Origin of the sequence: Rothia sp. 27098_8_161 (assembly GCF_041432905.1) — a bacterium.
GTDB lineage: Bacteria > Actinomycetota > Actinomycetes > Actinomycetales > Micrococcaceae > Rothia.
Window position 1 is genome coordinate 64,521 of record NZ_JAPWAL010000004.1, and the last position, 12,779, is coordinate 77,299.

The 12,779-nt window shown below is 60.4% G+C and carries 10 protein-coding genes; all 10 read right to left on the bottom strand.

Annotated elements, in window-relative coordinates; translation table 11 throughout:
* Positions 1-215 precede the first annotated feature (215 nt).
* Positions 216-941 carry a DUF4345 domain-containing protein gene (locus tag O3648_RS02545; protein ID WP_279742047.1) on the bottom strand — a complete coding sequence of 242 codons (726 nt, stop codon included), beginning with the start codon at positions 939-941 and terminating at the stop codon, positions 216-218.
* Between the two features lie 190 nt (positions 942-1,131).
* Positions 1,132-2,229, bottom strand: coding sequence for a tRNA pseudouridine(55) synthase TruB (gene truB / locus O3648_RS02550; RefSeq protein WP_279789194.1), 1,098 nt, complete (start codon positions 2,227-2,229; stop codon positions 1,132-1,134).
* Entirely contained in the window at positions 2,230-2,670 is a 441-nt protein-coding gene (rbfA, locus tag O3648_RS02555) for a 30S ribosome-binding factor RbfA (protein WP_279754375.1), read from the bottom strand.
* A gap of 185 nt (positions 2,671-2,855) precedes the next feature.
* Positions 2,856-5,615 carry a translation initiation factor IF-2 gene (gene infB, locus O3648_RS02560; RefSeq protein WP_279789190.1) on the bottom strand — a complete coding sequence of 920 codons (2,760 nt, stop codon included), beginning with the start codon at positions 5,613-5,615 and terminating at the stop codon, positions 2,856-2,858.
* Positions 5,616-5,834: 219 nt separating this feature from the next.
* Entirely contained in the window at positions 5,835-6,176 is a 342-nt protein-coding gene (locus O3648_RS02565) for a YlxR family protein (protein ID WP_371568230.1), read from the bottom strand.
* 237 nt (positions 6,177-6,413) lie between these two features.
* A complete protein-coding gene (gene nusA / locus O3648_RS02570) occupies positions 6,414-7,481 on the bottom strand; it encodes a transcription termination factor NusA (RefSeq protein ID WP_279789188.1) in 1,068 nt (355 codons plus the stop codon).
* Positions 7,482-7,590: 109 nt separating this feature from the next.
* Positions 7,591-8,262, bottom strand: a complete 672-nt coding sequence (gene rimP / locus O3648_RS02575) for a ribosome maturation factor RimP (protein WP_279754372.1) — start codon at positions 8,260-8,262, stop codon at positions 7,591-7,593.
* 2 nt (positions 8,263-8,264) lie between these two features.
* Positions 8,265-10,097, bottom strand: coding sequence for a proline--tRNA ligase (locus O3648_RS02580; RefSeq protein WP_279742040.1), 1,833 nt, complete (start codon positions 10,095-10,097; stop codon positions 8,265-8,267).
* A 111-nt stretch (positions 10,098-10,208) separates the two neighbouring features.
* Positions 10,209-11,351 (bottom strand): GNAT family N-acetyltransferase, encoded by a 1,143-nt coding sequence (locus O3648_RS02585; RefSeq protein WP_371568234.1) that lies wholly within the window; start codon positions 11,349-11,351, stop codon positions 10,209-10,211.
* Positions 11,352-11,620: 269 nt separating this feature from the next.
* On the bottom strand, positions 11,621-12,763 hold the full coding sequence (gene ispG, locus O3648_RS02590) for a flavodoxin-dependent (E)-4-hydroxy-3-methylbut-2-enyl-diphosphate synthase (RefSeq protein ID WP_044142245.1): 1,143 nt from the start codon (positions 12,761-12,763) through the stop codon (positions 11,621-11,623).
* Between the last annotated feature and the right edge of the window lie 16 nt (positions 12,764-12,779).

Sequence of the window (12,779 nt, forward strand, 5' to 3'; positions counted from 1 at the left end):
AGACCACAGGCGGCAGGATGCAGAATTTAAAACGGGAATCAACAGGGAATGGAACGGCACCCCTCTCCCCTAGCGTGCCGGGTGCAGCGGCGTATCTGACAGGCAGCAGCAGAACCACACCTACAAGCCAAGCCCCGCCCGCAGAAAACCCAGCCCATAAGAAAAGCCCGGGCAGGCACCCCACCGTGCGGCAGGAACCTTCCCGGGCGTTACGACTACTTACGAGCCTGGCTACGAGAAGCCTTCAGCATCTCCTCGCGAATCTTATTGGACTTGTTGATCCAGCTATACCACACCAGCAGGCACGGAGGAATCACAAGCTCAGTCACCATCAGCACGATCAGCGACCAGTGCGGGGTACCAAAGAACACCCACGCCAGGATACGACCCACGCCGCCCAGGAAAACCACCAGGCAGGAGAACGCGAGCATGTTCACCCACTTGAACTTCAGGGCAATGAACACGAATGACAGGCCCACACCCACATAGGTTGCCGCGAAGAACACGTAGTTCGACTGCACCGAGGGGTTCGTAAAATCTGCAGGCGCATCCGGAATGACGCGGATACCACCCAGAACCTGCCATACACCGTACGCAATCATGAACAGACCGTACAGCGCCACCGCCGCACGAAACGCCGCACGATTCTGAGGTTTAGCCGCTTCCTCAATGCTCTTGGGGCGGACAAACGCCTCGCGGGTTGCCTTCTTCTCCGCCTTCTGCGACGCCTTATCGCCGGACGCCGGTGCGGCCACGCGAACACCCTCGGGTGCCTTCACCGCAGAAATAGGCTCAGCAGTCTTAGCACCGGCAACCTTCGCGGCACCGCTCTGAGCAGCAGCCCTGGATGCGGTAGCTTCAGCCTGTGCAAACTCTACGCGGGGTACCGGCGCAGTACGAGGCTCACTCGCCTTATTAGCGGAGCTCTGGTTCTCGCTCATTTTTTCTCCTTCAGCAGGGCCGGGCGGCACCCGCACGAGTAGTCATGTGTGTTCGGGGGTTGTATTACGTTAGCGTGTTGAATGAAAAAGGGCTCACGTTCAACAAGCGCTGAATCAATCAGGCTTGAGGAATCAGCTTTGGGTAGGTGCAAACACCGAACCCTCTTCGCCCATCATAATGCCTCAACGCCTAGTTGAAGGAACGATTCGCCTCAAAAACCAGTACCGGGGCAGCCTGAACCTTTCCGCGCTGTTTCTTATTCTCCAGGAGGGCAACCAGAGTGCCGTCCGGGGCAAAGCCCGCCACAATACCCTCAACGCTGGCATGCTGCACCGCACCAGACTCATCCGCACTCGCGTGCACGGAACGTTTCACCACGAAACCATCACCGCTGGGGCTAATACGGCGTCCGTAGGAAATATCGCTTGCCTCCGCAGCAGAGAGCTCACGCGCACCAAAGATGCGGCGTGCCGCCTCCTCCAGGGGAAGCAACGGCAAATCTTCCAGCGGTGCCTCCGACTCTTCACGGCGCTGCTTCAAGTGCGCCAAGTCGGCGGCGTCCTCAAGCACCACGGCACCCACACGGGTACGGCGAAGGGCCGTCAGGTGGCCACCGGTGCCCAGAATCTTGCCCAAATCACGCGCCAGGGCACGAATGTAGGTGCCCGAAGAGCACGAAACCGTCACATCGCAGTCAATCACGGGAACCGAGGTTGCCGTGTGCTCACCCTCATTCTCGGGGTCCTCAATCACGTACTCGGCAAAGCCGACAGTCACAGAATGCACCGTGAACTCACTAATCGTCACCGGACGCGCCGCCAATTCAACCTGTTCACCGCTACGCACACGCGCATACGAGCGAACACCGTTGATCTTGATAGCAGACACCGCAGAAGGAACCTGCAGAATGTCGCCACTCAGCCGCGCCACAGCCTCCAGGATGTGCGCACGCATCTGCTCAGTGTCCATACCGGTCAGCGCCTCAACAGCATCCGGATGTGCGGCAGTGTGCTCCCCCTCGGCGTCCTCAGTCAGCGTCTCAATGCCCAGGCGAATCGTCGCATCATAGGTTTTATCCTGACCAACCAGGTAAGTCAGCAACTTGGTCGCCTTATTAATGCCCAGAATCAGTACGCCGGTCGCGGCAGGATCCAGCGTACCGGCATGACCAACCCGCCGGGTGCCAGCAATACGACGCATCTGAGAGACTGCGTCGTGACTGCTCATCCCAGCGGGCTTGTCAATGACCATCAGGCCGGACGGGCCCTGAGGTTGATTCTTCGCCACTTAGGCGTCCTCACCCTCGGCAGGCTCATCCTTCTTGTAAGGGTCGGCCTCGCCAGCGTACTGCGCGCCCTCGGCTGCAGCAGCCAGGGCGGCGTCGCGCTCGCGAGTCTCACGCAGAAGCGCCTCGATGTGGAAGGCATTCTCAGGAACCTCGTCAGCGACGAAAGTCAGGGTGGGAGTCAGGCGGGCAGTAATGTTCTTGCCCACCTCGGAGCGCAGAATACCCTTAGCGGATTCCAACGCCTTCTTGGTGTTTTCGGCGTCCTCTTCGGAGCCGAACACGGTGTAGTAGAGGGTTGCGTGCTGCAGGTCGTTGGTCACGCGGGCATCGGTAATGGTCACAAAACCGAGGCGAGGATCCTTAACACGACGCTCCAGCGCCTTCGCCACAATTACCTTGATGCGGTCGGCAAGTCGTGCCGCGCGGGCTGCATCAGCCATGTGTTTCTCCTTGAAATGTCGTGGTGAAATGTTGTGGCGCTTCCGTGGGCACTCGAGGTGCTTTGGAAGCGTTCCAGGTAATACGGAAGCGCCCGCCCCGCCGGCGCCCGCCCCGCAAGCTCCAGTTTTAGAAGCCTGTGGGTACGGGAACACTAGCGGGCGACGGGCGCATCAGCATGTGAGTCTTAGACACGCGGCTTTTCGCGCATCTCCCAAGTCTCGATAATGTCGCCTTCCTTGATGTCGTTGAAGGAACCAAGGCCAATACCACACTCGAAACCTTCGCGAACCTCGGTAGCGTCGTCCTTGAAACGACGCAGCGACTCGATGGTGAGGTTGTCTGCCACTACGGAACCGTCGCGCACCAGACGTGCCTTGGCGTTGCGCTTGATGATGCCGTTCTTGACGATCGAACCTGCGATGTTGCCCCACTTGGAAGAGCGGAAGACCTCGCGGATCTCTGCGGAGCCGAGCTCCACTTCCTCGTACTCGGGCTTGAGCATACCCTTGACGGCCTGCTCAATTTCCTCAATCGCACGGTAGATGACCGAGTAGAACTTCATCTCGACGCCTTCGCGGTCGGCAAGTTCTGCAACGCGCTCTGCCGGGCGGACGTTGAAGCCGATGATGACCGCGTTGTCCACGGTAGCCAGGTTCACGTCGTTCTGGGTAATAGCACCCACACCGCGGTGGATGACGCGCAACTGAACCTCGTCGCCACCGGCATCGATCTTCATCAGGGACTCCTCCAGTGCTTCCACAGCACCGGAGACGTCACCCTTAATAATCAGGTTCAGGGTGTCCATCTTGCCCTCAGCCACAGCGGCGTCGAAGGACTCGAGGGTCACACGCTTACGACGCTTAGCCAGCTGAGCGTTACGATCAGCAGCCTCACGCTTCTCAGCGATCTGACGTGCGGTACGCTCTTCCTCGGTGGAGAGGAAGGTGTCGCCTGCACGAGGAACGGTGGACAGACCCAGCACCTGAACGGGGCGGGACGGGCCAGCTTCCTTCACAGCCTGACCGTTCTCATCGAACATTGCACGAACACGACCGTGAGCAACACCGGCAACGATAGCGTCACCGACGTGCAGGGTACCGGACTGAACCAAGACGGTGGAAACCGCACCGCGGCCCTTGTCCAGGTTTGCCTCAATAGCAACGCCGCGTGCTTCCTTGTTCGGGTTAGCGGTCAGTTCGAGCACGTCAGCGGTCAGGGTGACGGCCTCAAGCAGCTCGTCGATGTTGGTACCGTTGCGAGCAGAGACGTCCACGAACATGGTGTCGCCACCGTACTCTTCGGGGATCAGACCGTACTCGGTGAGCTGGCCACGAATCTTGTCCGGGGACGCACCTTCCTTATCGATCTTGTTCACTGCCACCACGATCGGTACGTTAGCTGCCTGGGCGTGGTTCAGTGCCTCAACGGTCTGAGGCATAACGCCGTCATCCGCTGCGACCACGAGGATTGCCACGTCGGTGACCTTCGCACCACGGGCACGCATAGCGGTGAACGCCTCGTGACCGGGGGTATCGATGAAGGTAATCGCGCGGTCTTCACCTTCGACGGTGGTGTGGACCTGGTATGCACCGATGTGCTGGGTAATGCCGCCGGCCTCACCCTCAATGACATTGGTGTTACGGATAGCGTCCAGCAGGCGGGTTTTACCGTGGTCAACGTGACCCATGACGGTAACGACCGGGGGACGAGCCTCCAGAACATCCTCGCCCTCAGCTTCTGCTTCGGCTTCAAGGTTGATGTCGAAGGACTCGAGCAGCTCACGCTCCTCATCCTCCGGGGAAACGATCTTAATCGAGTAGCCCAGTTCGGCACCCAGCAGCTCGAAGGTCTCCTCATCCAGGGACTGAGTCTGGGTAGCCATCTCACCCAGGTGGAAGAGAACCGTAATCAGCGATGCCGGGTTTGCGCCAATCTTCTCAGCGAAGTCCATGATGGACGCGCCTCGGCGTAGACGAATCTCGGTCGAGCCGTCGCCGCGAGGAACAACCACGCCACCGGGTGCCGGTACGTTCAGCTGCTCTTGCTCATGACGGCGAGCTGCCTTGGACTTGCGACCCTTACGCTTGGAGCCACCGCGACCGAATGCACCCTGTGCATTACCGCGACCGCCGGGGCCGGGACGACCCGGACCGCGGTTGAAGCCGCCGGAACCGCCACCGCGACGTGCGCCGCCGCCGTTACCGCCGCCGTTGTTGGAACCAGACGCGCCGCCACCAACGTTGGAAACCTTGGGCATCATCGAGGGGTTCGGGCGCGCGCCACCGCCGGACGGACGGGGTGCACCGGGACGTGCGCCAGCTGCCGGACGGGGGCCACCGTTACCGCCGGGACGTGCGCCACCTGCGGGGCGGGGACCACCGTTACCGCCGGGACGTGCGCCACCGTTGCCACCGGGACGACCGTTACGTGCCGGACGGGGACCGCCGGAACGCTGGGAGTCACCGCCGCCACGCTTCATACCCTGCTGGGATGCGAAGGGGTTGTTACCGGGGCGAGGACCGGGCTTGGGGCCGGGCTTAGGTGCGGCAGGCTTGGGTGCTGCCGGCTTCGGTGCAGCCTCGGGGCGTGCCATGCCCTGCTGGGATGCAAAGGGGTTGTTACCCGGGCGGGGACCGCCGGGCTTGGGTGCTGCTGCTGCCGGCTTTGCGGCGGGCTTAGCTGCGGGCCTGGGTGCCGGCTTAACAGCAGGCTTTGCCGCTGCGGGCTTAGGTGCCGGCTTAGCTGCCGACTCCGCGGGTGCTGCCTTTGCGGCAGGCTTAGCGGCTGCGGCAGGGAATTCCGCGCGCAGCTTCTTCAGAACCATGGGGTTCAGGGTGGAAGAGGAGCTCTTAACGAACTCGCCCATATCCTTGAGCTTGGCGATAACTTCCTTAGAAGGAACGCCTACCTCTTTAGCAAACTCGTGTACTCGAGGCTGAGCCAAATTTTCTCCATTCCCGGTCCGCACCGGGAATGGTGCGGACACTAATGTTTACGGGGTGCACGCCCGAAGGCGCGCCAATTCGTGAAATTGCCGGTGGGTGAGCACGAAAGGGCACTCATTTCGCGGCACTCATTAGATATCCATCAGTTTTCTGACTCGCTTTCAGATAAGAAGTCGTCAAACTCGTTGACTTATAGAGGGCATATACCCGAAAAGCATCTATGAGGGGGTCGAGCCCGCTATCACGGCTCGAATCTGCTCACAGCACGCCTGCATCTGGGCTGCAGGGACCGCTTTTTTGAAGGCGCGCGCCAGACCGTTCTTTTTCTGTAGAGCGGCTACGCACTTTTCGTTCGGATGAATCCAAGCGCCTCGTCCGGGCATAGTTCCCGCCACATCGGGCTGATAGGGCGGGGTGTCCGCCTGCTCTGTAGCAGACGTGACGGGTGTGCGGGCGATGCGTAGCAGCTTGCGCTGTTCATCGCGGGCACGGCATCCGATGCAGGTGCGGATCGGTCCTTCAAACGCTTCGGAGGTTGCGGTGAGGTCGTGATCGCCCATAGTCCTCTCCCCTCTCTAGCGTGTGTAGAACCGCGTTCGCGGTACATTCGTGATGGTCTATCCGGTGTGTGAGGGCACGTTAAAGCGCCCGGTTACACACCGGCACATCTTAATAGTGTATCCCGTTTTTAAGAATCATGGGCAAAACTGTGACGCAGGCGCAAAAACACCCGGCACCTTACTGCCCAATATCCTACGCCTGCATCAAAGGGATACACCCCTCACCGGGGCTAATACTTATTCAGCGTCCTGTGCGTACTCTGCTGCTTCTTCAGCCAGGCTACGAGCCACGCGTGCTGCCACCTCTTCCTCAGCACGAACCTGAGCGTACTTGGACTCGGAGAGAATATCGATACGCCAGCCAGTCAGCTTTGCTGCAAGACGTGCATTCTGACCCTCACGGCCGATAGCCAGGGACAGCTGATCATCCGGAACCACCGCACGAGCGGAGTACTCACGCGGGTTCTCGATAATGACCTCGGTGACCTTCGCCGGGGACAGTGCCGCAGCGATGAAGGTGGCCGGATCGGTCGAGTAGTCGACAATGTCAATCTTCTCATCGTTCAGCTCGGCAGCAACCGCACGCACGCGGGCACCCATATCGCCGATGCACGCACCCTTAGCGTTAATGGTCGGGTTCTTCGCGGACACAGCAATCTTAGAGCGGTGGCCAGCTTCACGTGCGATGGAGTTAATAGACACCAAGCCCTCAGAGATTTCGGGAACCTCGTGCTCGAACAGACGCAGAACCAGGTTCGGGTGCGAACGAGAAACCACAATCGAGGGACCCTTGGGGCCGCGGCGAGCCTCAACCAGGTAGGCGCGCAGGCGGGAGCCGTGCGGGTATTTCTCGCCCGGAACCTGCTCATTGCTAGGCAGAACAGCTTCAACGGTGCCCAGGTCAACCTGAACCATACGCGGGTTATTGCCCTGCTGAATCACGCCAGACACCAGGGTGCCCTCACGGTCCTTGAACTCGCCCAGAACAGATGCGTCCTCAGCGTCACGCAGACGCTGCGAAAGCACCTGACGGACGGTTGCGGCAGCGATACGGCCAAAGTTGTTCGGGGTATCGTCAAACTCGTCAATCTTCTGGTTGTCCTCATCAAGCTCAGGAGCCAGAATGACGAACTCACCGGTGGTGTGGTCGATGACGGCACGAGAGCCCTTAATAGCGCCAGGCTGCTTCATGTACGCAAGCAGCAGGGCGTTCTCAACCAGGGTGAAGAGCTCCTCCATGACGAGAGAGCGCTGCTTCGCCAATGCGCGCAGTGCGCCCAGGTCAATAGTTTTAATATCCTCCACGCTTTTCAGCCTTTCCCAGTTAGCACGGCGCCGGGACGCTGAATGCGCCCCGGCTCCCGAACGGTATCTACCTGGCACGGAGAACCCCGTGCCTGAAGCTTTAATAACTCTATTCTACCGGCTCAGCAGACGAATTGAAGTCAATCTCGACGTGAGCAGAAGCAATATTTTCCCACGGAAGCAAGCTCGGCTCGTGGTAGGACTCCTTTTGACCCTTCTTCGTGTTCTTCTTACGAGCCAGCACCGGACCCTCGTCTTGCACCTCGTGCAGACGCGCCAGGTACTCGGTGCCGTCGGGTGCGGTGACCGCAATCAGGCGGGTACGGGCACGTTCCCAGTGGCGACGCTCGGTCAGGGAGCGGGTAGCACCGGGCGAGGACACCTCCAGCTCGTAGGGGAAGAACTCATCGTTTTCATCCGCACGGTCCAGGGCGCTCGAAATCGCACCGGAAATCTCCGCCAGAGAATCCAGCGACAGCGAATCGGTACGCTCAGTGGTGTAGTCCACCGTAATCTTCACGGTACGGTTCGCCGCCGGGCCCGAAATCTTCAGGTCCTCCAGCACCAGCGAGAACTCGGAGATAACCGGAGCAATCGCCTCGGCAACCTCTTCCTCACGGATCGCACGGGTACCCACGCGAACCGGTGCCTCCACCACGGGCTCGCTCTCAGCGCGAGTACGGGAAGTGTTCACACCATTCGCTACGCGGGATGCGGCACGGCGAGCGCGCGCATTCGGGGCGCTCTTCTTAGAGCCAGAACGCTTCGGCTTATACGCCACGGCTACTCCCCCTTGACCTCAGCGATGACCTCAGCCACCGCATTCTCGACGGACACCTCGCGAGCCTCACCGCTGCGGCGGTCCTTGAGCTCCAGCACGCCGTCCTTGAAGCCGCGACCAATCACCAGGATGGTGGGCACACCCAGCAGCTCGGCGTCGCCGAACTTCACTCCGGGGCTGGTCTTCGGACGGTCATCGAGCATGACCTGCAGGCCGGCGGATTCCAGGGATGCGCTGAGCTCTTCAGCGTACTCGTGGGATGCTGCATCCTTGCCGGTGATGACAATATGCACGTCTGCCGGTGCCAGGTTACGCGGCCAGATCAGGCCCTTCTCGTCGTGGTTGCCCTCGGCGATGGCGGCCAGTGCGCGGGTCACGCCGACACCGTAGGAGCCCATGGTCACGGTCTGCAGCTTGCCGTTCTGGTCCAGGACCTTCAGGCCCAGTGCCTCAGCGTACTTGCGTCCCAGAGCGAAGATGTGGCCCATTTCGATGCCGCGGGCTGCCACCAGGTCGCCGGAGCCGTCCGGTGCCGGGTCGCCTTCGCGTACCTCGCACGCCTCGATCACGCCGTCGGCGCTGAAGTCGCGGCCGAAGACCAGGTTAGCCACGTGCTTGCCCTCTTCGTTCGCGCCGGTCACCCAGCGGGTACCGCGCACCACGCGGGGGTCAACGAAGAAGGGAATGCCGGTTGCGGAAGCCACCGCATCCTCGTCCTCGGTATGCGCGCCGAGCAGAGGCGCATCCAGGCTCAGGCCGGGGCCAATGTAGCCCTTAACCAGCTGCGGGAATGCCTTCAGGTCCTCTTCGTTGGCTGCCTCAACCTCAACCTCGCCGCCGATGCCCAGCAGGGTGCCGATGTTGACCTCAACGCGGCCCAGGTCCACGGCACGATCGCCGGGAACGCCCACGGCGAAGACCTTACGCTCGCCAGAGGGGGTGATGACGGCGCCCAGGAAGCACTTGAGGGTCTGCGAAGCATCCAGAGTGCCGCCGGTAACCTCGGAGTACAGTTCGTTCATGCGCTCCACCAGGGTCTCAATGGTGACGGAGTCGGGGGTGTCCAGAACGATTGCGGCCGGGGTGCCCTCGGTAATCTCGATTTCCTCGGGAACCACGGTGGTCACGGCCTCAACATTAGCCGCGTAGCCGCCCGCGGAACGCACGAAAGTATCCTCACCAATGGGGGTCGGGTGCAGGAACTCTTCACTGCGGGAGCCACCCATCGCACCGGACTGTGCGGTCACAATGACAATCTCCAGACCCAGGCGCTCGAAAATGCGCTGGTAGGCGGCACGGTGCGCCATGTACGCCTCGTTCAGGCCCTCATCATCAATGTTGAAGGAGTAGGAGTCCTTCATGACGAACTCACGGCCGCGCAGCAGACCCGCGCGGGGGCGCGCTTCATCGCGGTACTTGGTCTGAATCTGGTACAGGGACAGCGGCAGGTCCTTATAGGAGGAGTACAGGTCCTTCACCAGCAGGGTGAACATTTCCTCGTGGGTGGGTGCCAGCAACATGTCTGCGCCCTTACGGTCCTTGAGGCGGAAGAGGTTATCGCCGTACTCATCCCAGCGGTTGGTTGCCTCGTAGGGTTCGCGGGGCAGCAGTGCGGGGAAGTGGACTTCCTGCGCGCCGATGGCGTCCATCTCTTCGCGGATGATGTTCTCGACCTTGCGCAGTACCTTCAGGCCCAGAGGCAGCCAGGTGTACACGCCGGGGGCTGCGCGGCGGATGTAACCGGCGCGGACCAGCAGCTTGTGGCTGGCGACCTCAGCGTCTACGGGATCCTCGCGCAGAGTGCGCACGAAGAGGTTGGAAAGGCGAAGTACCACGATTCTCCTTGAAAGGTCGATAGGTTTAGGTAGGGTGCCCATTGCTCACCAGGTAAGCCGAGAAAAGGCACAATCGTCTTTAATTTTATAGCGTTTTAGGGTTCGGCGTGTTTAGCGCTCAAAAATGATGGTCGAGAACTGCCCAATCTGTTCCCAACCGGTCCCCCGGTATATGGCAAGAGCGCGGGCATTGTAGTCGTTCACGTACAGGCTCAAGTGCGGGTATCGGTGCTGCAGAAGCTGCACGGCGGCAGCAAAGAACGGCTTAGCCAGGCCGTAGCCGCGGTAGTCCGGGTGCAGCCATACACCCTGCACCTGCGCGACATCCAGATTCACGATGCCCGCATCCGCTTTGAAGATGATGCGCCCGTTCACATCGGTGACAATGGCGCTGCGCTGACCGGCAATGAGCATACGCAGGCGCGCCGCGTAACGGTCTCCGTAGCGGGCAATCGGGTCGAAGCCGACCTCCTCGGTGAACATGGCGGCTGCAGCAGGTAGAAGCTCCCCCAGATCCGCGGAGGTGGCGAGGCGCGCATACCCGGCAGCCTCACCGCTGAGCTGGAAAGCACCGGCGAGGCTCTCCCCCGGTTTGAGGGGCGCGGGCAGGTGCGCCGGCAGCTCAGGAAGCTCCACAGTGTAGAAGCGGGCCAGGTCCTTCTCCGGTGGCAGATACAGCAGCGGCTGATTGGGGCGCTCCGACAGAACCCACGCACGGTGATCGCAACCGTCACGCAGGCTCAGCTGCCGCATCGGCAGTAGCGGACTCTTACCGCCCCGAGTCTGCTCGCACAGCTCCTGCATACGCGTCCACAAGGGCATCACGAAGGCGCTCTCACCGAACATGGATTCCAGGCGAGAACCCACCTGTAGCAGTAGCTGAGCCAGCGCGTCACGATGCGCAAGCGCCGTCGCGTCCAGGGTGGGAGTGTCCAAGGAGGGGGCATCCGGCACTTCAGCGCCATGAGAATCCGCATCATGTCCAATGTGTTCAACTGCGGCACCGCACAATCGCACCGGCACCACATTCGAACCCAACAGCAGCACACAGCACAACTGCCCATCGCGCTCACAACCCACAAAACCCTGATAGTAGTGCAGCGGAATACGCGGGACCCTCACTGGAAGAGGGCACGCCAAATAATGCTCAATAGAGTACAGATTCGGGACCGAGTCACTGAACAGGGCCTCCTCCAACTCATCGCACCACCGAGCATCCAGAGCAAAAACGTGTTCCTTAACGCGATCAGGCATAGGGGAAGAATCCATCGACGAAACAGTAGCACGCCGGGCCCGATCAGCTTTACGGCGGCGAGAAAAAAGAGTGAACATGACGTGTTGAGTGGTTGAGTGATAGAGAACGAGTGATAAAAATTGAGTGAAAATACGGGGACATGTGATCCCTAAAAGGTAGCCGGATCATGCGGCCACAACCAGCAGCGGCAATCACCGAGCCTGCCACCACCATAACCGGAAAAGCGCGGAGGCGCCCTCACCAGGGCGCCTCCGCGCACAAAAGCTAACTAGCTCACCGAAACAGCCGGAGAACCCTCAGGAACATACTCGCCCGAAGCCTCCATCTCAGCAGCAATACGGGTAGCCTCTTCAATCAGAGTCTCAACAATCTGATCCTCAGGCACGGTCTTAATGACCTCACCCTTCACGAAAATCTGGCCCTTACCGTTACCGGACGCCACACCCAGGTCAGCCTCACGAGCCTCACCCGGACCGTTCACCACACAACCCATCACGGCAACACGCAGCGGAACCTTCATATGCTCCAGGCCCTTCGTCACATTCTCAGCAAGCTCCCATACGTTCACCTGCGCACGACCACACGACGGACAAGAAACGATATCCAGCTTGCGGGGGCGAAGGTTCAGTGACTCCAGAATCTTGGTGCCCACCTTCACCTCCTCAACCGGAGGAGCAGACAGCGACACGCGAATAGTGTCACCAATACCCTGAGACAGCAAAGTACCGAAGGCCACCGAGCTCTTAATGGTGCCCTGGAACGCCGGACCAGCCTCAGTCACACCCAGGTGCAGGGGCCAGTCACCGCGTTCAGCCAGCTGACGGTACGCCTCCACCATCACCACAGGGTCATTGTGCTTCACAGAAATCTTGAAATCACGGAAACCGTGCTCCTCAAAGAGCGACGCCTCCCACACAGCAGACTCAACCAAAGCCTCCGGAGTAGCCTTACCGTACTTCTCCAGCAGACGCTTATCCAGCGAACCAGCATTCACACCAATACGCAGAGAAACGCCGTGGTCCGAAGCCATCTGCGCAATTTCCTTCACCTGGTCGTCAAACTTACGGATATTACCCGGGTTCACACGCACAGCACCGCAACCAGCCTGAATAGCCGCATACACGTACTTCGGCTGGAAGTGAATATCAGCAATCACCGGAATACGGGACTGTTTGGCAATAATGGGCAGAGCCTCCGCATCCTTATCAGTCGGGCATGCCACACGCACAATATCGCAACCGGCAGCGGTCAACTCAGCAATCTGCTGCAGAGTCGCACCAATGTCATGGGTCTTAGTCGTCGTCATCGACTGTACCGAAATCGGAGATTCAGAACCAACACCGACAGAACCCACCTTGAACTGGCGGGTCTTACGACGCGGGGACAGAACCGCGGGAGCGGGCTTCGGCATACCAAGGCTGACCGAC